The sequence below is a fragment of the Sphingomonas sanguinis genome (assembly GCF_019297835.1).
Classification (GTDB): domain Bacteria; phylum Pseudomonadota; class Alphaproteobacteria; order Sphingomonadales; family Sphingomonadaceae; genus Sphingomonas; species Sphingomonas sanguinis_D.
The window spans coordinates 3,100,728-3,123,967 of record NZ_CP079203.1 but is presented as its reverse complement, the minus strand read 5'-3'; the positions used below and the strand labels follow the sequence as shown (position 1 = coordinate 3,123,967).

At 66.3% G+C, this 23,240-nt stretch carries 14 protein-coding genes; 7 read left to right on the top strand and 7 right to left on the bottom strand.

All coding sequences use genetic code 11. From position 1 onward, the window contains the following. Positions 1–144 precede the first annotated feature (144 nt). Genes lysA through argH form a run of 3 tightly spaced genes read right to left on the bottom strand, consistent with a single transcriptional unit; the run spans position 145 to position 3,007 of the window. Complete coding sequence (lysA, locus tag KV697_RS14555) at positions 145–1,407, bottom strand: diaminopimelate decarboxylase (protein ID WP_219018806.1); 1,263 nt, start codon at positions 1,405–1,407, stop codon at positions 145–147. Further along, positions 1,407–1,643, bottom strand: a complete 237-nt coding sequence (locus KV697_RS14550) for a hypothetical protein (RefSeq protein ID WP_056432321.1) — start codon at positions 1,641–1,643, stop codon at positions 1,407–1,409. Before KV697_RS14550 ends, lysA begins: the two co-directional genes overlap by 1 nt. Continuing rightward, the gene (gene argH, locus KV697_RS14545) at positions 1,640–3,007 is read right to left on the bottom strand and encodes an argininosuccinate lyase (RefSeq protein ID WP_219021420.1); all 1,368 of its coding nucleotides are present in this window, start codon (positions 3,005–3,007) and stop codon (positions 1,640–1,642) included. The genes KV697_RS14550 and argH overlap by 4 nt, the downstream gene beginning before the upstream one ends. A 16-nt stretch (positions 3,008–3,023) precedes the next feature. On the opposite strand from argH, the gene KV697_RS14540 reads away from it, so the two are divergent. Continuing rightward, the gene (locus KV697_RS14540; protein WP_219018805.1) at positions 3,024–3,629 is read left to right on the top strand and encodes a TlpA family protein disulfide reductase; all 606 of its coding nucleotides are present in this window, start codon (positions 3,024–3,026) and stop codon (positions 3,627–3,629) included. Positions 3,630–3,736: 107 nt separating this feature from the next. Here the strand turns inward: KV697_RS14540 and KV697_RS14535 are convergent, their stop codons facing one another. Beyond that, positions 3,737–6,673, bottom strand: a complete 2,937-nt coding sequence (locus tag KV697_RS14535; RefSeq protein ID WP_219018804.1) for a TonB-dependent receptor domain-containing protein — start codon at positions 6,671–6,673, stop codon at positions 3,737–3,739. A gap of 205 nt (positions 6,674–6,878) precedes the next feature. Between KV697_RS14535 and KV697_RS14530 the strand changes: the two genes are divergently transcribed. Further along, positions 6,879–8,402: a glucan biosynthesis protein gene (locus tag KV697_RS14530; RefSeq protein WP_219018803.1), complete on the top strand. Its 1,524-nt coding sequence runs from the start codon at positions 6,879–6,881 to the stop codon at positions 8,400–8,402. Next, positions 8,399–10,198: a glucans biosynthesis glucosyltransferase MdoH gene (mdoH, locus tag KV697_RS14525; RefSeq protein WP_257575355.1), complete on the top strand. Its 1,800-nt coding sequence runs from the start codon at positions 8,399–8,401 to the stop codon at positions 10,196–10,198. Before KV697_RS14530 ends, mdoH begins: the two co-directional genes overlap by 4 nt. 99 nt (positions 10,199–10,297) lie before the next feature. Here mdoH and KV697_RS14520 read toward each other — a convergent pair whose 3' ends face one another. Beyond that, a complete protein-coding gene (locus tag KV697_RS14520) occupies positions 10,298–11,296 on the bottom strand; it encodes a ligase-associated DNA damage response exonuclease (RefSeq protein ID WP_219018802.1) in 999 nt (332 codons plus the stop codon). A 19-nt stretch (positions 11,297–11,315) separates the two neighbouring features. Here KV697_RS14520 and KV697_RS14515 point away from each other — a divergent pair, with 19 nt between their 5' ends. The 4 genes from KV697_RS14515 to KV697_RS14500 all read left to right on the top strand — a co-directional run bounded on the left by KV697_RS14515 (position 11,316) and on the right by KV697_RS14500 (position 18,991). After that, the gene (locus tag KV697_RS14515) at positions 11,316–13,727 is read left to right on the top strand and encodes a ligase-associated DNA damage response DEXH box helicase (RefSeq protein WP_219018801.1); all 2,412 of its coding nucleotides are present in this window, start codon (positions 11,316–11,318) and stop codon (positions 13,725–13,727) included. Positions 13,728–13,993: 266 nt separating this feature from the next. Continuing rightward, the gene (locus KV697_RS14510) at positions 13,994–16,093 is read left to right on the top strand and encodes a RelA/SpoT family protein (protein WP_219018800.1); all 2,100 of its coding nucleotides are present in this window, start codon (positions 13,994–13,996) and stop codon (positions 16,091–16,093) included. Between the two features lie 452 nt (positions 16,094–16,545). Beyond that, entirely contained in the window at positions 16,546–17,961 is a 1,416-nt protein-coding gene (locus KV697_RS14505) for a M48 family metalloprotease (RefSeq protein WP_219018799.1), read from the top strand. Between the two features lie 34 nt (positions 17,962–17,995). Next, positions 17,996–18,991 (top strand): glycosyltransferase family 2 protein, encoded by a 996-nt coding sequence (locus KV697_RS14500; RefSeq protein ID WP_219018798.1) that lies wholly within the window; start codon positions 17,996–17,998, stop codon positions 18,989–18,991. Positions 18,992–19,015: 24 nt separating this feature from the next. On the opposite strand, the gene KV697_RS14495 is transcribed toward KV697_RS14500, so the two are convergent. Together KV697_RS14495 and pnp are read right to left on the bottom strand one after the other, a co-directional pair. Then, a complete protein-coding gene (locus KV697_RS14495; RefSeq protein ID WP_219018797.1) occupies positions 19,016–20,407 on the bottom strand; it encodes a methyl-accepting chemotaxis protein in 1,392 nt (463 codons plus the stop codon). A gap of 306 nt (positions 20,408–20,713) precedes the next feature. Beyond that, entirely contained in the window at positions 20,714–23,047 is a 2,334-nt protein-coding gene (gene pnp, locus KV697_RS14490) for a polyribonucleotide nucleotidyltransferase (RefSeq protein ID WP_219018796.1), read from the bottom strand. Between the last annotated feature and the right edge of the window lie 193 nt (positions 23,048–23,240).

The window sequence follows — 23,240 nt, the reverse complement described above, 5'->3', positions numbered from 1 at the left end:
ATCTCGCTCGCGCACGAAGCTGGTGGAGGGGTGTCGCCATTGGCGAGGAAACGCTCCCTCGCGACGGGTGACACCCCTCCGTCAGGCCTGCGGCCTGCCACCTCCCCTTACAGGGGAGGAATGGGGCGGCAGGCCCCGTCAGCGTCACTTCTTCAGCCACTCCGGCACGCGCTCGGCGGCGATGATCGTTTCGGCGGCGATGCGGTCGGCGACGACGGCGAAGCGGTCGCCCTCGACCATCACTTCGGGCACCAGCGGACGGCTGTTATAGGTCGACGCCATGGTCGCGCCGTACGCGCCTGCCGTGCGGAACACGGCAAGATCGCCCGACTTCACCGCGTCGATCTCCCGGTTCATGCCGAAGGTATCGCCCGTCTCGCACACCGGCCCCGCGATATTCGCCATCATCGTCTCGCCGGTCGGCTTCACCGCGACGAAGTCGTGATGCGCGTCGTACAGCGCGGGCCGCATCAGGTCGTTCATCGCGGCATCGACGATGACGTACGGATTGGCGACGCCGGGCTTCACCCAGACGACTTCGGTCGCGAGCACACCGGCATTGCCCGCGATCACCCGGCCGGGCTCGAACATCAGCTCGACATCCCAGTCCTTCGTCACGCGCGCCACCATCTCGCCATAAGCGGCGGGCGCGGGCATCACGTCGCCCGGCTTATACGGCACGCCCAGGCCACCGCCCAGGTCGACGCGGGTGATGCGGTGCCCCGCCCCGCGCAGTTCGGCGACCAGTTCGCCGACGCGCTTATAGGCGGCCTCCAGCGGCGCGAGATCGCCCAGTTGGCTGCCGATGTGGCAGGCAACGCCCTTCAGATCGATGCCGGGCAAACCCGCCAGACGGTCGAACATGCCGAGCGCCTGGTCGATCGGCACGCCGAACTTGTTCTCCTTGCGCCCCGTGGAGATCTTGGCGTGGGTGCCCGCATCGACGTCCGGGTTCACACGCAGCGTGGCGGGCGCGACGAGGCCGCGTGCATGGGCCAGCTCGGCGAGGACCGCGCCCTCTTCCTCCAGCTCCAGGTTGAACTGGCCGATCCCGGCTTCCAGCGCGGACACCAATTCGGCACGCGTCTTGCCGACGCCGGAGAAGACAATGTCCTCGGCCTTCATCCCCGCCGCCAACGCCCGGCGCATCTCGCCGACCGAGACGACGTCCGCGCCGTATCCCTCATCGGCCAGCACACGCAGCACGGCGATGTTCGGGTTCGCCTTGATCGCATAGGCCAGATGGACGCGCGGCAGGGCGCTCAGCCCCTCGCGGAACACCTGCGCATGACGGCGGAAGGTGGAGGCGGAGTAGATGTAGACCGGCGTACCGACTTCGGCCGCGATCCGGGATACGGGCACGTCCTCCACATGGAGTTCGCCGTTCGAGAAGTGAAAATGGTCCATCAGCGGGGGGGCAAATCGAATTCGTCCGAGCGCCGGTCCTGCGACTGGGTCATCAGTTCGTCGGAGCGCTGCGGTCGTTGTTGGGGGGTGGCCGTCAGCAATTGCTGCGGCGTCGGGGTCGCGGTGGCGCCGCGCGGCGCGACCGGCAGGCTCTCGCCCTTAGCCGGTTGCAGCCGGTTGGCCGCGCCACAACCAGTCAGCGCCAGCGCGACCAGCAGGGCGATGGCGGGCTTCATGCCCGCAATCCCCGCGCGGTCGCGATGGCGGCGCGGACATTGGCGGGCGCGGTACCGCCGAAGCTGACCCGGCTGGCGACCGAGGCATCGACCGACAGCACGTCGTAGATGCTGTCGTTGATGCGCGCGTCGATACCGGTCAGGTCGTCGATCGATAGCTGGTGCAGCATCACGCCCTTCTCCTCGGCGAGCTTCACCGCGCGGCCGGTGATGTGATGTGCCTCGCGGAAGGGAATGCCGCCGACCCGGACCAGCCAGTCGGCCAGATCGGTCGCGGTCGAGAAGCCCGCCTCCGCCACGGCGCGCATCCGCTCGGTACGGAAGGTCGCGCTCTGCACCATGCCGGTCATTGCCGCGATCGACAGCGCCAGCAGGTCGTGCGCCTCGAACACTGGCGGCTTGTCGTCCTGCATGTCCTTGGAATAGGCGAGCGGCAGGCCCTTCATCGTGACCATCAGGCTGGTCATGCAGCCCATGATCCGCCCCGCATGGCCGCGCACCAACTCGGCCGCGTCGGGGTTGCGCTTCTGCGGCATGATCGAACTACCGGTCGACCACTGGTCGGACAGCGCGACGAAGCCGAAGGGCTGCGACGCCCAGAGCACGAACTCCTCGGCCAGCCGCGACAGGTGCAACGAGCAGTTGGTCGCCGCCTGCAGATAGTCGATGGCGAAATCCCGGTCGCTGACCGCATCGAGCGAATTGCGCGTCGGCTCGTCGAAACCGAGCGCTTGCGCCGTCATGTGGCGGTCGACCGGGAAGCCCGTTCCCGCCAGCGCCGCCGAGCCCAGCGGACACTGGTTCATCCGCGCCCGCGCCGCGACGAAGCGGCTGGCATCGCGCACGATCATCTCGTGATAGGCCATCAGGTGATGGCCCAGCGTCACCGGCTGCGCCGATTGCAGATGGGTGAAGCCCGGCATCACGCTGTCGGCATGGTCCTCGGCCCGCGTCAGCAACGCATTCCGCAACGCGCCGAGCGCCGCCAGCGTCTCGTCGATCGCATCGCGCACCCACAGGCGGAAATCGGTCGCCACCTGGTCGTTGCGCGACCGTGCGGTGTGCAGACGCCCCGCGACCGGGCCGATCAGCGCCGCCAGCTTCGCCTCGGTCTGCATATGGATGTCTTCGAGGGTCAGGTCCTCCGACACGCCGTTGGCGGCATAATCCTCGGCCACCTGGTCCAGCCCGGCGGAAATCGTCGCGGCGTCCTCGGCCGAGACGATGCCCTGTTTGCCCAGCATCGCGACATGCGCTTTCGACCCGGCGATGTCCTGTTTCCACAATCGCTTGTCGAAGGGGATGGACGCGTTTATCTCGCGCATCACCGCGGCGGGACCTTCTGCGAAGCGCCCGCCCCACATTGCGTTGGAGCCGCCCATGTCGTCGCGTACCGTGATCGCCTGTCTCCTGGGGCTGATGGTCGCCGGGTGCGATAAGCAAAGCCCCGCCCCGGAGCAAGCCGCCAGCACCTCCAGCGGAGAAGTTTCGAGCGGCGAAGTCACCAGCGGCGAGGCGTCCGGTTCCTCGGCCATAGAGGCGCCCAAGCCCACGGGCGCGGTCGACCGCAGCCACAAGGGCGAGGCCGCGCCGCTGCTGCCCTTCACCGCCATGGACGGCAAACCGGCCAGTCTCGCCGATTTCCGGGGGCGGCCGGTGCTGGTCAACCTCTGGGCGACCTGGTGCGGACCGTGCGTCGCGGAGATGCCGACGCTCGCCGCCACCGCCCAGCGACTGAAGGGCAAGATCGCCGTGATCGCCGTGGCGCAGGACGACATGGCCAAGGTGAAGCCGTTCCTGGCGGGCAGGAAGCTGGACGCGCTGCCCATCTATCTCGACCCGAAGCTGACCCTGAGCGTCCACTACAAGGCCAATCTGCCGACCACGATCCTGTACGGCGCGGACGGCAAGGAGGTCTGGCGCGTGACCGGCGGGTTCGACTGGGCCGGGGCCGAGGCGACCAAGCTGCTCACCGAAGCGAAGTAAGCCGGACGCCCCCCCATAAAAAAGTCCCGCCCGGAGTGAACCGGACGGGACAGGCTGGGGTAAAATGGTTTGAACCGGGGGCGGCGCTCGACCGCCCCCTTTTCGCATCAGAACTCCGCCGTCAGGCCGATGAACACGGTGCGCCCCACCGCGTCGTACATGCCCGGATAGGTGTTGCCGTTGCCGAACGCGGCCAGCAGGCCCTGCGCGATGATCGGCGGGTCCCGGTCGAACAGGTTGTTCACACCGGCGCGGAAGGTGATGCCGTCCTGCACCTTGGCCGTGCCCGCCAGGTCGAAATAATTATACGCCTTGATCCGGCTGTTGAAGATCGACGGCGTGTTCGCGAAGTTCGGGTCGGTCGAATTGTTGGTCAGCTTCGTCGGGCCGATATAGCGCCAGTTGAGCGAGATCGAGCCGACCTTGGCCGCATCGGTCCAGGTGAAGCGCGACTGATGCCGCCATTCGGGCATGGGCTGGCCGCAGGTCGGACCGAAATAGCCGACGCAATCGAAGGAGCCGAGACCAGGCACCGGCTCGTTCACCAGCTTGCGGTTCCAGGTGCCCTGGAAATCGACGGCGAGCGAACCCGCGCCGCCCAGCGGCTGGGAATAGCTGAGGCCGAAATCGACGCCCGAGGTGCGCAGCGAGCCGGTATTCTGCGTCGTCGAGACAATATAGCCCTGATCGCCGAAGATGATGCCGCCGCGCGGATCACGCTTGAACAGGTTGCAGAAGAACGGATTGCCGGTCGCGATGCACTGGCTGATCGTCTGCGGAACCGAGATCGAGCTGATATAGTCGCGCACCTTGATGTCGAAATAATCGACGGTCAGCGACAGGCGGCGCAGGAAGGTCGGCGTGAACACGATACCGGCGGTCAGCGTGTCGGCCGTTTCGGGCTTCAGCGCGGGGTTGCCGCCGAACTGCGCGGTGCAGGTTTCCGCCGGACAGTCGGTGATACGGCCATATTGCGCCTGGGTGACGCCGGTGCGGGCGCACTGGGCGAAGGTCGCGGTCGGCGTCGCGGTGGCGCAGGGGTCCTGCGCGCTGACATTGCCGTTGAACTGCGGCCCGAACAGCTCGGACACATTGGCGGCGCGGATCGCGCGGTTATAGCTGCCGCGCAGGCGGATATCGCTGCTCGGCGCCCAGGACAGCTCGGCCTTGTAGGTCGACACGATCTTGGACAGGTTGGAATAGTCCGATCCGCGATAGCCGGCGTTCAGTGCCAGTTCCTTGACGAACGGCTTGTTCTGGATAAGCGGCACTTCGATTTCCGCGAACACCTCGTTCACGTCGAAGCGACCCTGGGTCTCCTTGGTGCCCTTTTGCAGCGCCAGCGCGTCGGCCTTGAACTCCAGGCTCTCGTAACGGTGCTCGACGCCCAGCACGACGCCGATGCCGTCGTCCGACCAGGGCGACTTGACGCCGTACGTGCCCAGGTCCGCGCTGATATTGCCGCTGAGCACGGTTTCCTTGTCGACGCCACGGGTCGAGGTCGGCGCATAGATATAGCCGAACGCCGCGTCCGAAATGCCGTTATAGCGGAAGATGTCGAGCGGCACGCACTGCGGGTCGCTGCCGTCGATAACCGACTTGCAGGTCGGGGTGCCGTTGACGTTGACGACCTGGATGCCGCGATTGGCGCGCGACGGGTCGATGTCGTTCTCATAGGTCTCGTTATAGAGAACCGTCGAGAACAGCGCGTTGGCGTCGTAACGGATGCCCGGCGCGATCTCGCCGCGAACGCCGCCCGTCACGCGGAAATCGGTGTGGCGCAGGTCGTCGCGACGCGGACGGGCGTTCCCGGCGACGGGACGATAGCCGATATAGGCCTGCTGCGTGGCATTGGTGCCGTAAGCGTTGCCGCACAGGATCTGGCCCTGCTGCGCGCTCAGGAACGGATTGTCGCAGTTGATCGAGTAGGTATAGCCCTGGAACAAGGCGGACGGGGCGACCTGCGAATTGGTGTGGTCGTCCATGAACATGAAGCTGCCATAGGCTTCGACGGCCGGTGACACTTCATATTTGGCGAAGGCCCCGGCGGTGTAGCGGGTGTCGTTGCGCTGGAAATAGTTGAGCGGCGCATAATTGTAGCGGAAGCTGGAGTCGTACGGCACCCAGGTCCGGTTGCCGTCGCGGGTGTTGTTGAACCGGCCCGCATCGGCGTTCGGCCCGGTGATCGGGTCGAACAGGCCATATTGGTTGTTGCTGGAGCCGCCGCAGGTCAGCATCGAATTGCCGGTCCCCGCCGGATCGAAGGCGCAGGACGATACGTCGCGATCGCCCTGCAGCACCGGCTTGGTGTCGCGATAGCCGAAATAGGCGGTCACATTGCCGCGCCCGTCGGGGAAGTTGGTGCCGAAGGCGACGTTCACATCCAGCTTCTGCCCGTCGAGGATCATCGGCTGGGCGAGGCGGTAATTGGCCTGGCTCTGCACGCCGCGCGCGAAGGCGTTGTCGTTCTGGTGCTGGGCAAAGCCGTACTGGACGTCGGTGCGCACGCCGTTCAGGTCGTCGCGCAGGATGAAGTTCACGACGCCCGAAATCGCGTCCGAACCATAGACCGCCGACGCGCCGCCGGTCACGACATCGACCCGCTTGATGAGCGCGGCGGGGATGAAGTTCAGGTCGTTGGCCTGCACCGGCAACATGCGCTGGCCGTTGACGAGCACAAGGTTCCGGTTGCTCCCCAGATTGCGCAGATTGACGCGCGCGGTGCCGTCCGAGCCGTTCGAGCCGTTCTCGTTCGAATCCGGCGTCACCTGCGGCAGGCGGTTCAGCACATTCTCGACCTGGATCGCGCCCTGATAGCGGATTTCGGTCGCATCGACGACGGTCAGCGGGCTGTTGCTGGTGAAGTTGGGACGCTGAAGCCGGGTGCCGGTGACGACGATCGCGTCGCCTTCGGTCGAGGCGCTCTTATCGTCCGAAACCTGATCGGCGACAGGCTTGTCCTGCGCAAAGGCAGGTGAAACCGAAAGCAGCGCGATCGCAATAGCCCCGGCCGAACAGGCCAAGCGGCGGTAATTTCCATTCATGAAGTCGCCCCCATTTGATTTTATTGTGTTTCTTTGACGGAAAAGAAGTCGGTCGTCAAATATATTATACGGTATCATGTGGGTAGGCGGGCCAACTGATCGTGTCCCGGCAACCGATCGCCGCACGTTGCGTTGCACAATCGACCGGGTCTCGCGCAGCCGTCATGCGTGTTTCGTTCCGGGCCGTTGCGGGAGATGCTGAACGATGATGCAGGCCAATCGTCGAGAACTGGTCGCGGCGCTGGCCGTCCTGGGGCTGACCCCGGCGGCCGCGGCGCGTGTCGCCGCGCAAGGATCGACGGGTGGGTTGAAGCTGGGCGCGCCCGAACCCTTTTCCTGGGCGGGCCTGCAAAGCCGGGCCGAGGCGCTGGCTCGGCAGCCTTATCGGGCGCAGGCCAAGGTCGCGGCGGCCGAAGCCATCGGCTATGATGCGGTCGGCACCATCCGCTACCGCGACGATCGAACACTGCTGGGCGGTATCCGGCTGTTCCCGCTGGGCCGGTACGCGCCCACGCCGGTCGGCATCCATATCGTCGAGAACAGTCAGGCCCGCGCCGTCCCCTTCTCCCCCTCGCTTTTCACCGCCGAAGCGGGTCACGCGCCGCCGCTGGGTATCGCCGGGTTCCGCGCGATGACGGCGGACGGAAAGAGCGACTGGCTCGCCTTTCAGGGCGCCTCCTATTTCCGCACTGCGGGCGCGCAGGACCAATATGGCCTGTCGGCGCGCGGGATCGCGATCGACACCGGCATCGACGGACGCGAGGAATTTCCCGCCTTCACCGACTTCTGGATCGAGCGGACGGGGGCGCAGGGCTATACCGTTTATGCGCTGCTCGACGGACCGAGCGTCAGCGGCGCGTACCGGATCGAGTCGACCAAGGGGACAAACGGCGTCGAGCAGCGCGTGTCCGCCGTCCTGTTCTTCCGCCGAGACGTGGAACGGCTGGGCATCGCGCCCGCGACCAGCATGTTCTGGTATGGCGAGGGCAATCGTGCCGCCGCGCGCGACTGGCGGCCCGAGATTCACGATTCGGACGGTCTCGCGCTGCTGACCGGCAGCGGCGAGCGGCTGTGGCGGCCGCTGGTCAATCCGCCGCGTCCTACCCTCGACAGCTTCGTCGATAGCAATCCGCGCGGCTTCGGCCTGCTCCAGCGCGACCGCGACTTCGACCATTATCAGGACGACGGCGCCTTCTACGACCGCCGCGCGAACCTGTGGGTGCAGCCGCAGGGCGAATGGGGTCGCGGGCAGGTGATGCTCTATGCCTTTACAACCGCGAGCGAGACGGTCGACAATATCGTCGCCTTCTGGAACCCCGCCGATGCACCCAGGGCGGGGCAGAAGCGGCAGTTCGACTATCGCCTGAACTGGACTTCCACCGACCCGACGGTCGTACCGACGATCGCCCATGCGGTCGACAGCTGGACGGGCGATGCCGGTCGACCGGGGGCCGAGCCGACGCCGGGCGCGCGCAAGCTGGTCGTCGATTTCACCGGCCCAGCCCTTGCCGGACTCGACCGGCAGAGCGGCGTCACCGCCGACATCTCGGTGACGCGTGGCAAGCTGCTGGCCCAGGCCGCCTATCCGGTCGTCGGCCAGTCGAACCGCTGGCGCGTGACCGCCGATATCGCGCCGGACGCGAACGGCCCGGCGGATGTCCGCCTGTACCTGAAGCAGAACGCGCGGACGCTCAGCGAGACGGTGTTGATGCCGGTCTTCCTGCCATGAACGATATGCCCGCGATGATGCCGCCGCCCGCCCCGCTGGAGATGCCGACCCAGCGCTTCGATGGCCCGCCGCCGCCACACAATGCGCCCGAGCCGCGTGAGGGCGTCAACCTGTCGCCCGACGACATATTGACGCGTCGCCTGCTGCTGGTGCTACTGACCGGGCTGCTGGCGACCGCCGCTTCCGCCTCGGTCAAGGAAGCGTTGCTCAGCGACGGGTTCAGCCTGCTCGACGGGCTATTGCTGCTGCTGTTCTTTCCGCTGTTCGCCTGGATTTCGTTCGGCTTCGTGACGGCGGCGATCGGCTTCATCCTGCTGATCTCGCGCGCGCATCCCGGAATCACCCCCGCCCCGCGTGGGAGCGCCCCCCCGAACGCCACGACGGCGGTGCTGGTGCCGGTGCATAATGAGGATGTCGACGCCGTCTTCGACCGGATCGCGCGCATGGCGACGATGATCGACCGCGCCGGTGCCGCCCGCCAATTCGCCTTTTTCGTGCTGTCCGATTCGTGGGAAGCCGCCGAAGCCGAGGAGCGCGCCGCCTGGCAACGCCTCGCCCCCCGCTTGCGCGTGCCACTCTATTATCGCCGTCGCACCGAGAATGTCGGGCGCAAACCCGGCAATGTCGCCGAGTGGATTCGCAATCACGGCGGCGGGTACGACTTCATGCTGATGCTCGACGCCGACAGCCTGATGGGCGGCGACACGATCGTCGGCATGGCGCAGATCATGGAGCAGCGGCCCTCGATCGCGCTTCTCCAGACGGTGCCGATGATTATCGGCGCGACCACTTTCTTCCAGCGCTGGATGCAGTTCGCCAGCCGCTTCTACGGCCCGATCTCGACGGCGGGGCTGGTCTGGTGGTCGGGGTCGGAATCCACCTTCTGGGGGCATAACGCGCTGATCCGCATCCGCGCCTTTGCCGAAAGCTGCGGCCTGCCCGACCTGCCCGGACGGCCGCCGTTCGGGGGCACGATCATGAGCCACGACATGGTCGAGGCGGCGCTGCTGCGGCGGCGCGGCTGGCGGCTGCACATGCTGATGGTCGAAGACAGTTTCGAGGAGTTTCCGCCCACGCTGATCGACCAGGCGGTGCGCGACCGGCGCTGGGCGCAGGGCAATACCCAGCATCTGAAACTGCTGGGATCGAGCGGTTTCCACTGGATCAGCCGGTTGCAGCTGTTCATCGGCGCGCTCGCCTATCTGATGTCGCCCGCCTGGCTGATCCTGATCGCCACCTCGATCGCGCAGAGCCTGTCCGACGATGCCGCGACGGTGCACGCCGTCACCTCGACGCAGGTGCTGGTCGTCACGCTGATCCTGTTGTTCGGGCCGAAGGTGTTGAGCATCATCTGGGCGATGGCCGATCGCGATCGGCGGGCGAGCTATGGCGGGGCAAAAGGTATCCTCTCCTCCGTCGTGCTCGACGTGCCGTTGTCGATCCTGACCGCGCCCGCCATCGCGCTGACCCAGACGATCGACCTCATCAACATCGTGCGCGGCAAGCCGTCGGGCTGGAACCCGCAGAGCCGGGTGCGCGACGGGCTGGCGGCGGCGGATACGATGCCGCGCTATCGCTGGCATCTGGGGATCGGCGCGGTGTTGCTGGGCGTGTCGTTCCTGAACCCGATGCTGGGGGCCTGGCTGTCGCCGGTGACTTTGGGGCTGTTGTTGTCGCCCTGGCTGGCGATGGAGACGGCCAAGGTGCCGCCGGGGGAACGGCTGGCGAAGAAGGGGGTGTTCGCGGTGCCTGGGTCGGAGGTGGCGGAGCCGGTTCGGCCTTTGGCCTTGGCGTGATTCCCTTGGGCTTCGACTTCGCTCAGCCTGAACGGCGGTTTGTAAAAGGCCCCATCCCCCACATCCGTTCAGCCTGAGCGAAGTCGAAGGCCACGGAAATCAATCATCCTCATCCTCAAACCCCACCAGCGCCAGGGCCCGCGCTTTCATCTGCCGCGTCTCGCACCAATGCACCAACGCCTCCTCGCGCCCATGCGTCACCCATACTTCACGCGGGGCGATCTCGGTCAGGGTCTGGGTCAGCTCGTCCCAATCGGCATGGTCGGACAGGATCAGCGGCAGCTCGACATTCTTCTGCCGCGCGCGCTGACGCACCCGCATCCAGCCGCTGGCCATCGCCGTGATCGGATCGGGCAGCCGCCGCGACCAGCGATCGTTGAGCGCGCCGGGCGGGCACATCACGATATGGCCCGCCATCTCCGCCTTGGGCGTGTCCGCGACCATGCGCAACTCGCCCAGATCGACGCCCAGTTCCTGATAGAGCGCGCATAGCCGCGCCAGCGCACCGTGGAGATAAATGGGCGCCTCATGCCCGCGCACGCGCAGTTCCGCGATCACCCGCTGCGCCTTGCCCAGCGCATAGGCCCCGACCAGCACGCAGCGGGTCGGATTGGCGTGCAGCCGCGCGATCAGCTTGTCGATCTCGTCGCCGGTCTCAGGGTGGCGAAAGACGGGCAGCGCAAAGGTCGCCTCGGTGACGAACACGTCGCACTTCACCGGCTCGAAGGCGGCGCAGGTCGGGTCGGCGCGGCGTTTATAGTCGCCCGACACCACCACCCGCTCGCCCCTATAATCCAGCACGATCTGGGCCGAACCCAGCACATGACCGGCGGGGACGAAGCTGACGTCCACCTCGCCCAGCCGGATCGTCTCGCCATAGCCGACGCCGACACCGTTCTGCGGGCCGTAGCGCGCTTCCATGATCGCCAGCGTATCGGGCGTCGCCCAGACCGTGCCGTGCCCGCCGCGCGCATGGTCGGCATGGCCATGGGTCACCAGCGCCTTGGCCTCGGGTTCGGACGGATCGACCCACACATCGGCGGGGGCCACGTAAATCCCATGTTTATGGGGCTGTATCCAGTCGCCGAGCTTGACCATAATACCTATATCCTTCGGGATGCCCCCCGGTTCCCTCCCCTCCGCCCTGACCGACTGGTTCGCCGCCAAGGGCTGGTGCCCGCGCACCCATCAGCTGGCAATGCTGGAGGAAGCGCGCGCAGGCCGCCACGCGCTGCTGGTCGCGACGACGGGCGCGGGCAAGACGCTGGCAGGGTTCCTGCCGACCCTGACCGAGCTGATCGAAGCCCCGAGCGAAGGGCTGCACACCCTTTATGTCTCGCCGCTGAAAGCGCTGGCGGTAGATATTCGTCGCAACCTCGTCACGCCGATCGATGAGATGGGCCTCGACATCCGGGTCGAGACGCGGACGGGCGACACCTCGTCGGACAAGAAGGCGCGGCAGCGGGTCAAGCCGCCGCAAATCCTGCTCACCACGCCGGAATCGCTGTCGCTGCTGCTCAGCTACCCGGATGCCGCGACGATGTTCGCCGGGTTGAAGACCATTGTCGTCGACGAGGTCCACGCCTTCGCCACCGGCAAGCGCGGCGACCTATTGTCCCTGTGCATGGCGCGGTTGCAGCGGCTTTCCCCCGATCTGCGCCGCGTCGCGCTGTCGGCGACGGTGGCGGACCCCGATGGCTACCGCGCCTGGCTGGCGCCCGATGGCGATATCGATGCGGTCGGCCTCGTCACGGGCGAGCCGGGCGCGCCGCCGGATATCTCGATCCTGCTGCCCGAGGACCGCGTGCCCTGGGCGGGCCATTCCGGTCGCTATGCCGCCGCCCAAGTGATGCGGGTGATCGAGGCGAACCGGACCACCATCGTCTTCTGCAACACGCGCAGTCTCGCCGAGCTGATCTTCCAGGACTTGTGGAAGGCGAATGACAAGAGCCTGCCGATCGGCGTCCATCACGGCTCGCTCTCGCTGGAAGCCCGCCAGAAGGTGGAAGCCGCGATGGCCGACGGCCAGCTTCGCGCGCTGGTCGCGACCGCCAGCCTCGACCTCGGCGTCGACTGGGGCGATGTCGATTGCGTGATCCAGATGGGCGCACCCAAGGGCTCGTCGCGGCTGCTGCAACGGATCGGTCGGGCCAATCACCGGCTGGATGAATCGAGCCGTGCGATCCTAGTCCCCGGCAACCGTTTCGAATATCTGGAAGCGCGCGCCGCGCTCGATGCGGTGGAGGCGGGCGAGCTGGACCCCGACATCTTCCGACAGGGCGCGCTCGACGTGCTGGCGCAGCATGTCATGGCCTGCGCCTGTGCCGCGCCGTTCGAGCAGGGCGCGCTGCTCGACGAAATCCGCTCGGCCATGCCCTATTCGGCGTTGGACGACGAGACGTTCGACCGCGTGCTGCGCTTCATCGCGGACGGCGGCTATGCCTTGCGCGCCTATGACAAGTTCAAGCGGCTGGTCCAGCAGCCGGACGGGACATGGCGCGTCACCCATCCGCAATTCGTCGCCCAGCATCGCCTGAACGCCGGGATCATCGTCGAGGCGACGATGCTGAAGGTGCGTTTCCGCAACGGCCGCCAGCTGGGCCGGGTGGAAGAGGGTTTCGCCGCGACGCTGGCACCCGGCGACACTTTCTTCTTCGCCGGTTTGAGCCTGGAGGTGGAATCGATCGACGGCGAGGATTTGATCGTCCGCGCCACTTCGCGCCCCGCCCGCATCCCGACCTATGGCGGCAGCCGGATGCCGCTGTCGACCAGCCTTGCCGACCGGGTGCGCGAATTCCTGGCCGACCGGCGCGAATGGGATCGTTTCCCAGAGGACGTGCATGACTGGCTGGAGATGCAGGACCGTCGCTCCGTCCTCCCCCGCCCCGGCCAGTTGCTGGTCGAGACCTTCCCGCGCGAGGGGCGGCATTACATGGTCGCCTATAGCTTCGAGGGGTGGAATGCGCACCAGTCGCTGGGGATGCTGATCACCCGGCGGATGGAGGCGCAGGGGCTGAAACCGCTGGGCTTCGTCGCCAGCGACTATGCGTTGGCCTGTTACGGGCTGGAGAAGGTGACCGATCCGGCCAGCCTGTTCTCCCCCGACATCCTCGAAAACGAATTCGTCGACTGGGTGCAGCAGTCGCATCTGCTCAAGCGCGCATTCCGCGAGGTCGCGGTGATCGGCGGGCTGGTCGAGCGCCAGCATCCCGGCAAGCGCAAGACCGGGCGGCAGGTGACCTTTTCGACCGACCTGATCTACGACGTGCTGCGCAAATACGAGCCCGGCCATCTGCTGCTCCAGGCGGCGTGGGACGATGCGCGGGCGCGGATGACCGATGTCGGGCGGCTGGCGAACCTGCTCGACCGGGCGGGGGGTACGATGCTGCACGTCGATCTGGAGCGGGTCAGCCCGCTGGCGGTGCCGGTACTGGTGCTGATCGGGCGCGAGAAGGTGTCGACCGGAAGTGCCGATGATGACCTGCTGATCGAGGCGGAGGCGCTGGCGGCGGAGGCGATGGGGGAGTGATGCCCGTGGCCTTCGACTGCGCTCAGGCTGAACGGAGATAGTGGAAGGCTTCCCTACCGTCTTGCCGCTCCCCTCCCGCAGGCGGGAGGGGATGGGGGAGGGCACGGGGTCTCACAGAGACCAACGCCCGTGGCTCTTGCCCCTCCCCAACCCCTCCCCCTGCCGGGAGAGGGGCTTGAAGAAGAAAGAGGCTTAAGAAGACCTCGATCACCCTGATCGCATCAAAAATGTTGCATTGCCCATCCCTACCACGCAAATCTGATATCGTGCTCCGCCAGTATGAACTCGTCGACCGCGTGCTCGACTATGACCCCCAGGCCGATGAGGCGCTGCTCAATCGCGCCTATGTCTTCTCGATGAAGGCGCATGGCAGCCAGAAGCGTGCCTCGGGCGATCCCTATTTCAGCCATCCGATCGAGGTGGCCGGCATCCTGACCGACCTGCATCTGGATGACGAGACGATCGCGACCGCCATCCTGCACGACACGATCGAGGATACGGTCGCCACCTATGACGAGATCGAGCGGCTGTTCGGTCCCAATGTCGCAAGGCTGGTCGACGGCGTCACCAAACTGTCCAAGATCGAGGCGCAGACCGAGAGCGAGCGCGCCGCCGAGAATCTGCGCAAGTTCCTGCTCGCTATGTCGGACGATATCCGCGTCCTGCTGGTGAAGCTGGCCGATCGCCTCCACAACATGCGCACGCTGCATCACATCGCGAAGCCGGAAAAGCGCCGCCGCATCGCGAAGGAGACGATGGACATCTATGCCCCGCTCGCCGAGCGGATCGGCATGTACGAGTTCATGAAGGAGATGCAGATGCTCTCCTTCCAGCAGCTCGAACCCGAAGCCTATGAATCAATCACGCTGCGCCTCGCGCAGATGAAGGAAGGCGGCGGCAACCGGATTTCGAAGATCGCCTCGGGTCTGAAGCTGCTGATGTCACGCGGCGGCGTGGATGCCGAGGTGACGGGGCGCGAAAAGTCCGCCTTCTCGATCTTCCGCAAGATGAACGAGCGGCACATCAATTTCGAGCAGCTCTCCGACGTCATGGCCTTCCGCGCGATCGTGCCGACCGAGGAGGATTGCTACCGCGTGCTGGGCCTGATCCATCGCCGCTGGCCGATGGTGCCGGGGCGGTTCAAGGATTATATCTCGACGCCCAAGCGCAACGGCTATCGCTCGCTCCATACCAGCGTCATCCATGCCGACAATGCGCGCATCGAGATTCAGATTCGCACCCCCGAAATGCATGCCGAGGCCGATTTCGGCCTGGCCGCGCACTGGACCTACAAACAGGCGACCCGCCACGATGCGCAGGTCAGCTGGATTCGCGACCTGGTCGAAATCCTCGATACCTCGGACAGCCCCGAGGAGCTGATCGAGCATACGAAGATGGCGATGTATCAGGATCGCATCTTCGCCTTCACCCCCAAGGGCGAACTGATCCAGCTGCCGAAAGGCGCGACGCCGATCGACTTCGCCTATGCCGTGCACACTGATCTGGGCGACCAGGCGGTGGGCGCCAAGCTGAACGGGCGGGTCGTGCCGCTGTCGACGGTCATCTCGAACGGCGACCAGGTGCAGATATTGCGCTCGGCCGGACAGACACCGCAGGCCAATTGGTTGAACCTGGCGATCACCGGCAAGGCGCTGGCCGCGATCCGCCGCCACCTGCGCCATGCCGAACGCACCGAGCAGGTCAGCCTGGGCAGCAAGCTGTACGAGGATATCGTCCGCCGCCTGCCCGCCCAAATCGGCGCGGATGCGCTGACCCATGCGCTGCAGCGGCTGAAGATGCCCGACGAAGCGCATCTGATGATCGCGATCGCTAGGCGAACCCTGTCCGACGCCGCCGTGATGGAAGCGCTGATGCCGGGCTCAGCGGGCGCGGACGTCGCCGCCCTGCCGCCGCAGTCGAGCGCCATCTCGATCAAGGGACTGACGCCCGGCGTCGCCTATGACCTCGCGCAATGCTGTCACCCGGTGCCGGGCGACCGCATCGTCGGCCTCCGCCGTCCCGATGCGGGGATCGAGGTCCATGCGATCCAGTGCCCGGTACTCGCCGAGCTGGCCGACCGCACCGACGAGGAAACCGACTGGGTCGACGTGTCCTGGGGCGACGACAGCGAGGGCGCGACGGCGCGCATCTCGGTCATGGTCAAGAACGAACCCGGTGCGCTGGGCATCCTGGCGACGATCATCGGCCAGCATAAGGCGAACATCATCAACGTCCGGCTGGATACGCGCGACACGCGTTTCCACACGAACCTGATCGACGTCGAGGTGCACGACCTGCAACATCTGATGCGCCTGATCGCGGCGCTGCGCGCGGCGGATGTCGTGAGTCTGGTGGAGCGGGTTTGAGGGCGGGCTGCGCATTCCTCGCAAAATCTATTCCTCCCCTTGCAGGGGAGGTGGCAGGGCGAAGCCCTGACGGAGGGGTATCCCGCTATCAAGAGGGTGACACCCCTCCACCAGCTTCGCTGGTCCCCCTCCCCTTGCAGGGGAGGAAATTATGAAACCAAGACTGTTGGGGGCAGTTGCATCTGCGACGGGGCAGACACCTCCGCGCCTCTGCGCGAACCAATTCTTTCGTTCCCCGGCGAAGGCCGGGGCCCAGTTGCGGTGAAGAATCGAAGGCGCAAGACCGGTGCCTCCCCCGCATCGTTTCGCGCGCTATCGACGTCGAGGAGACTGGGCCCCGGCCTTCGCCGGGGAACGGAAACCATGAAGCCAAAATGACGCCTCCGTAACAAAAAGCTGGAACCCACGCCCGCCACACGCTTTGAAAAGCGCGAACAGGGAGTCCGTCACCGATGCGTTTCGCCACCGCCGCCGCCATGCTCGCGCTTGTTGCTGCCCCCGTAGCGGCGCAGACCACGCGCTCCATCTCGGCCTCCGACAAGGCGCAAGGGGCGCAGGCCAATCCCGAACTCGTCAAGCAATATGGCGGCCGCTACACCGGCCCGCAGGCCGCGTTCGTCGAGCGGGTTGGCAAGCGCGTCGCGGTCCAGTCGGGCCTATCCAACGCGCAAGGCGACTTCACCGTCACCACGCTCAATTCGCCGGTCGAGAACGCCTTCGCCATCCCCGGCGGCTATATCTATGTCACCCGCCAGCTTCTCGCGCTGATGAATTCGGAGGCCGAGCTGGCCTCGGTGCTGGGCCATGAGGTCGGCCATGTCGCCGCCCGCCATTCGCAGAGCCGCAACACCCGCTCGACCATCGGATCGATCCTGGCGGCGGGTGCGGGGCTGCTGACCGGCAGCAATATCGCGACGCAATTGGTCGGCACCGGCGCGCAGCTCTACACGCTGAAATATGGCCGCGATCAGGAATATCAGGCCGACGGGCTGGGCATCCGCTACATGACCGCCGCCGGGTACGATCCTTATGCCTCGGCCGACATGCTCGCCTCGCTGGCGGCGTCGAGCGACCTCGCCGCACGCACGGCGGGCAAGGACGCCAACGCCATCCCCACCTGGGCTTCGACCCACCCGAACAGCGCCGACCGCGTGCGCCGCGCCGCCGCCCTCGCCAAGCAGACCGGCCGCCCAGAGACCACCCCGCCGCAGGACACCGCCTATCTGCGGATGCTCGATGGCATGCCTTATGGCGACGATCCCAAGGAAGGCATTGTCGACGGCCAGACCTTCCGCCATCCCGGCCTCAAGCTGAAATTCACCGCCCCCAATGGCTATGCCATCGCCAATGGCAGCGACGCGGTGACGATCGTCGGCCAGGGCGGACAGGCCGAGATGCGGCTGGCGCAGGGCAGCGACCTGGGTCAGGCGATCACCCAGCGCTTCGGCCAGCTTGGCACCGGCACCCCCTCGGGCCAGCTTCAGAACGGCACCGCGAACGGCATTCCCTATGCCTGGGTCACGACCCGCGCCGCCGCCAACAACCGCGCGGTGGATGCCACGGTGGTCGCGTACCGCTTCCCCTCGGCGACCTATACCTTCACGCTGGTCACGCCCGCAGGGGCGGGCATCGGGCCGTTCCAGCCGCTGCTCGCCTCGGTCGCGCCGCTCTCCACCGCCGAAGCCAACGGCATTCGCGGCAAGAAAATCAGCATCGTCACCGTCCGTCAGGGCGACACGATCGACAGCCTGTCGGCGCGCATGGCCTTTCCCGATTACAAGCGCGAACGCTTCATCACGCTGAACGGCCTCGCCCCGGAACAAGCGCTGGTACCGGGTCGTTTGGTCAAGCTGGTCGTGAATGGGTGACGGACGGCTTCGACGCCGCTAAACCGGCGGCGTCATGAAGCGCCCTGCCCTGTCCGTCGTCGTCCCCTGCTATAACGAAGCCGCCTGTCTGGACGTGCTCCACGCGCGCATCTCGGGCGCGGCGCGGGCAGCGGTGGGCGAGGATTATGAGATCGTCCTCATCAACGACGGCTCGCGCGACGACAGCTGGCCGGTGATGCAGCGGCTGGCCGCCGCCGATCCGCATCTGGTGGCGATCAACCTGTCGCGCAATCACGGCCACCAGCTGGCGCTGACCGCAGGCCTCGACCTGTGCGCGGGCGAGCAGATCCTGATCATCGACGCCGATCTTCAGGACCCGCCCGAACTGCTGACCGAGATGCGCGCGACCATGGCGGCGCAGGGGGCGGACGTGGTCTATGCGGTGCGCCGCAAGCGTGCCGGGGAAACGCTGTTCAAAAAGGCGACGGCGGCGGTCTTCTACCGGATGCTCGACCGGCTGACCGACACGCCGATCCCGCTCGACACCGGCGATTTCCGACTGATGAGCCGTCGCGCGCTCGACGCGCTGCAATCGCTGCCCGAACAGGCGCGCTTCATTCGCGGCATGGTCGCCTGGGTCGGCTTCCGACAGGTCCCCTTCCCTTATGACCGGGCCGAACGTCATGCAGGCGAGACCCATTATCCGCTGGGCAAGATGATCGCGCTCGCCTTCGACGCCGTTACCGGTTTCTCCACCGCGCCCCTGCGCTGGGCCAGCCATATCGGCCTGGCGCTGACGGCAGCGTCGCTGTTGCTGATCGTCTATATCGCGATCGGCTGGCTGACCGGATCGGCGGTGCAGGGCTGGACCTCGACCATGCTCGTCACCGTCATCCTGGGCGCGGTGCAGATGTTCGTGCTGGGCATGATCGGCGAATATCTGGGGCGACTCTATATCGAGTCGAAGCGCCGCCCGCTCTATCTGGTCGCCGATGTCGCCGGGCCGGTGCAGGGTCACGCCCGGCTGGGCTATAGCGCGCATGAGGGGGCGACGGCGCCGCCGCGCTGACGCCCCCCTCAAGCGAAGTATTCGTTACAGACCGACCGCGCGCAGGGCGGGACGGCCCATGGCTCGCCCGGCCTGACCCGATGGGCCGCCATAGGGGCCGACATCGAACCGCGCAATCTGGGCGTTCAGCTGCTCCGCCTCGGCCGCCAGCTGGCGCGACAGGGCCGTCGCTTCCTCGACCATCGCGGCATTCTGCTGGGTCACGCCGTCCATCTCGCCGATCGCGATGTTGACCTGCTCCAGCGAGGACGCCTGCTGCCGGGCATTGGTGGCCATGCCGGTCATCAGGCCGCTGATCTCGTTGATCCGGCCGCTGATCCGCTGAAGCGACTGCCCGGTTTCGACCACCAGCCTGCTGCCGGTGCCGACCTGTTCGGAGCTGGCGGTGATCCGTGCCTTCACGTCCTTGGCCGCGTCGGCGGAGCGGAGCGCCAGCGCGCGCACTTCGGATGCGACGACCGCGAAGCCCTTGCCCGCATCGCCTGCACGCGCCGCCTCGACGCCCGCGTTGAGCGCGAGGAGATTGGTCTGGAAGGCGATGCCGTCGATCACGCCGATGATTTCGGCGATCTCGTTGGAGGTATGCTCGATCCCGCGCATCGCGGTGATCGTGCGCTCGACGACATCGTCGGACTCCGTGGCTTCCTTGCGCGCCTGCGCGACGAGATCGTTCGCACGGCCCGCATCCTCGGCGGAGCGGCGGACGGTGTTGGTGATCTCACCGATCGCCGCAGCGCTTTCCTCCAGCGAGGCGGCCTGCTGCTCGGTACGGCGCGACAGATCGTCAGCTGCCGAGCGCACCTCGTCCGTGCCGCCGCGAATGATGCCCGACGCCTGCGAAACGCCGCCGATCGTCGTGCACAGCGAATCCATCGCCGCGTTGAAATCGCTCTTCAGCTCCGCGAAGCGCACGGGGAAATCGTCACCGATGCGAACCGCCAGCTGCCCGACGGCCAGCCCCCGCATCCGCTCCAGCAGCACCGAGACGGCCTGCTGCTGCTCCAGCTCCAGCATCTTGGCCGTGTGGATATCGACCAGCGAACCGCTGGCGCGTCGCACCTTGCCGTCGCGACCCTTCACCACGCCGCCGGTCGCCTGGAACCAGCGATAATCGCCGCTCCGCACCCTCAGGCGGTAGGTGACGCAATAGGGGATGCCGGTTTCCAGCGTCTGGCCAAAGGCGCCGAAGGTCGGCGCGACGTCATCGGGATGCAGCAGGTCCGACCAGGACGTCATCAGATCGGGGAAATCGACCTGGGACGTATAGCCGAGCAGCCGCCGAAACTCGGGCGACCAGGTCCAGCGCGATTTGGCATGGGCCGCATCGCCATTGTGGATCAGCGCGTCCCACAGTCCGACGCCCGAATGATTGCAGAGCGTCGCCAGCCATTCTAGCTTGTTTCTGACCGCCAGCATTCACCTATCCTATCTGGTCCACAAAAAGAGGCAGAAGCTTAGGAAGACAGGCTTAAGGAGGTGTTGCGAGCACCCGCGCCTAGGACGCCTGGAGTCAGGATTTACCGCACTGTCATAGACTTAGCAGCGCATTTATTTTTCCGACATGCGCCGCCACAAGGACCGGGGCATAAAAAAGAGGCCCGGATCGCTCCGGGCCTCCTTTCTTTTGGGCCGATCGACATTCGCCATTCCTCCCCCGGCAGGGGAGGAATGGAAGGGCATGCTTGCCCGTGTGGATCAACCTTGGTCCAGCTTGCGCCAGGATCAGTCGCGATCGCCGGTCAGGAAGGCCGGAGCGGCGAATTCGGACGAACCGGCCTGCTCGCCACCTTCACGACGGGGACGGTCGCCGCGGTCGCGACGCGGACCGCCACGGCCTTCGCCGCCGCGATCACCACGATCACCGCCGTCACGGCGCGGACCGCGACCGCCTTCACGGTCGCCGCGCGGGCCACGATCGCCGCGCGGTTCACGCGGTTCGCGGGCCGGACGGTTGTCCTCCAGCTCGGCGCCGGTTTCCTGGTCGACGACGCGCATCGACAGGCGGACCTTGCCGCGCGGATCGATCTCCAGGACCTTGACCTTGACTTCCTGGCCTTCGGTCAGGACGTCCGAGACCTTCTCGACGCGCTCGTTCTTGATCTCCGAGACGTGGACCAGACCGTCCTTGCCGCCCATGAAGTTCACGAACGCACCGAAATCGACCAGGTTGACGACCTTGCCGTTGTAGATCTTGCCGACCTCGGCCTCTTCGACGATGCCCTTGATCCAGTTCATCGCGGCTTCGATCTGCGAACCGTCCGACGAGCTGATCTTGATCACGCCCTCGTCGTCAATGTCGACCTTGGCGCCGGTGGTGGCGACGATCTCGCGGATCACCTTGCCGCCGGTGCCGATCACGTCGCGGATCTTCGACTTGTCGATCGTCATCGTCTCGATGCGCGGGGCATGGGCCGACAGCTCGGTGCGGGTCTCGCCCAGCGCCTTGTTCATCTCGCCCAGGATGTGCGCACGGCCTTCCTTGGCCTGTGCCAGCGCGACCTTCATGATCTCCTCGGTGATACCGGCGATCTTGATGTCCATCTGGAGCGAGGTGATGCCCTCGGAGGTGCCGGCGACCTTGAAGTCCATGTCGCCCAGGTGATCTTCGTCACCCAGGATATCCGACAGGACGGCGAAGTCCTTGCCTTCCAGGATCAGGCCCATGGCGATGCCCGAGACCGGACGCTTCAGCGGAACGCCCGCATCCATCAGCGACAGCGAGCCGCCGCAGACGGTGGCCATCGACGACGAGCCGTTCGACTCGGTGATGTCGCTGGTCACGCGGATGGTGTAGGGGAATTCCTCCTTCGACGGCAGCACCGGGTGCAGCGCACGCCAGGCCAGCTTGCCATGGCCGATCTCGCGACGGCCCGGCGCGCCGAAGCGGCCCACTTCGCCGACCGAATAGGGCGGGAAGTTATAGTGCAGCATGAAGTGCTGGTACGACAGGCCGTTCAGACCGTCGATCATCTGCTCCGCGTCGCGGGTGCCCAGCGTCGTGGTCGCGATCGTCTGGGTCTCGCCGCGCGTGAACAGCGCCGAGCCGTGCGAACGCGGCAGGAAGTGGACCTCGGCCTCGATCGGACGGATCTGGGTGGTCGAGCGACCGTCGATGCGGCGGCCGTCCTTCAGGATCGCGGTACGGACGATCTCGGCTTCCAGCTTCTTGACCAGCTTGGCGGCGACCAGCTGCTCCTGCGGCGTACGGTCGGCCATGGCGGCCTTCGCCTTGGCGCGCGCCTCGCCCAGCGCGGTCTGGCGCGCTTGCTTGTCGGTCAGCTTGTAGGCCGCGGTGATGTCCTTGCCGACCAGCTTCTTCAGCTCGGCCTTGACCGCCTTCTGGTCGTCGCCGACCTTCAGCTCCCACGGATCCTTCGCGGCCTGCTCGGCCAGGTCGATGATCGCGTCGATGATCTGCTGCGATGCCTTGTGCGCGAACATGACGGCGCCCAGCATCACTTCCTCGGACAGTTCCTTGGCTTCCGACTCGACCATCATCACCGCGTCGTGTGTGGCGGCGACGACCAGGTCCAGGTCACCGGCCAGCGCCTCGGCGTCGGTCGGGTTCAGCTGATACTCGCCATCGACATAACCGACGCGCGCCGCGCCGATCGGGCCCATGAACGGCACGCCCGAAATGGTGAGCGCGGCCGACGCGGCGACCAGCGCCAGGATGTCCGGCTCGTTCTCGCCATCGTACGAGAGCACCTGGCAGATGCAGTTGATCTCGTTGTAGAAACCCTCGGGAAACAGCGGGCGGATCGGACGGTCGATCAGGCGGCTGATCAGCGTCTCACGCTCGGTCGCGCCGCGCTCGCGCTTGAAGAAACCGCCGGGGATACGGCCCGCCGACGAGAACTTCTCCTGATAGTGAACGGTGAGCGGGAAGAAGTCCTGCCCTTCCTTCACATTCTTCGCGGCCGTCACGGCGCACAGCACGACCGTCTCGCCCAGCGTCGCGATCACCGCGCCGTCGGCCTGACGGGCCACCTTGCCGGTTTCGAGGGTCAGCGTCTTGCCGCCCCACTCGATGGCCACTTTCTTGGTATTGAACATGGAATATCCTTCACTCCGACGGGCCTATCCCGCCGGGGCCTATGGGTTGAGCCAAGATTGGCTCTGGAGTTCGGCCGAATTGCCGATCCTCCGATCCTACCCGCCGCGTTCGACGGGTTTCATGACATAGGGGCTTTGGGGATGAGCGCCCTTGCGCGCATCCGGTCGGCCCGGTGCTTCATACACCAGCCAA

What these genes read in the sequence shown, in the direction of transcription:
- KV697_RS14505 (WP_219018799.1), top strand. Translation starts at nt 16,546, where the DNA reads ATGCGTTTCGCCACCGCCGCCGCCATGCTCGCGCTTGTTGCTGCCCCC.
- KV697_RS14535 (WP_219018804.1), bottom strand. Translation starts at nt 6,673, where the DNA reads ATGAATGGAAATTACCGCCGCTTGGCCTGTTCGGCCGGGGCTATTGCG.
- KV697_RS14495 (WP_219018797.1), bottom strand. Translation starts at nt 20,407, where the DNA reads ATGCTGGCGGTCAGAAACAAGCTAGAATGGCTGGCGACGCTCTGCAAT.
- KV697_RS14540 (WP_219018805.1), top strand. Translation starts at nt 3,024, where the DNA reads ATGTCGTCGCGTACCGTGATCGCCTGTCTCCTGGGGCTGATGGTCGCC.
- lysA (WP_219018806.1), bottom strand. Translation starts at nt 1,407, where the DNA reads ATGGACCATTTTCACTTCTCGAACGGCGAACTCCATGTGGAGGACGTG.
- KV697_RS14500 (WP_219018798.1), top strand. Translation starts at nt 17,996, where the DNA reads ATGAAGCGCCCTGCCCTGTCCGTCGTCGTCCCCTGCTATAACGAAGCC.
- mdoH (WP_257575355.1), top strand. Translation starts at nt 8,399, where the DNA reads ATGAACGATATGCCCGCGATGATGCCGCCGCCCGCCCCGCTGGAGATG.
- argH (WP_219021420.1), bottom strand. Translation starts at nt 3,007, where the DNA reads ATGTGGGGCGGGCGCTTCGCAGAAGGTCCCGCCGCGGTGATGCGCGAG.
- pnp (WP_219018796.1), bottom strand. Translation starts at nt 23,047, where the DNA reads ATGTTCAATACCAAGAAAGTGGCCATCGAGTGGGGCGGCAAGACGCTG.
- KV697_RS14530 (WP_219018803.1), top strand. Translation starts at nt 6,879, where the DNA reads ATGATGCAGGCCAATCGTCGAGAACTGGTCGCGGCGCTGGCCGTCCTG.
- KV697_RS14550 (WP_056432321.1), bottom strand. Translation starts at nt 1,643, where the DNA reads ATGAAGCCCGCCATCGCCCTGCTGGTCGCGCTGGCGCTGACTGGTTGT.
- KV697_RS14520 (WP_219018802.1), bottom strand. Translation starts at nt 11,296, where the DNA reads ATGGTCAAGCTCGGCGACTGGATACAGCCCCATAAACATGGGATTTAC.
- KV697_RS14515 (WP_219018801.1), top strand. Translation starts at nt 11,316, where the DNA reads ATGCCCCCCGGTTCCCTCCCCTCCGCCCTGACCGACTGGTTCGCCGCC.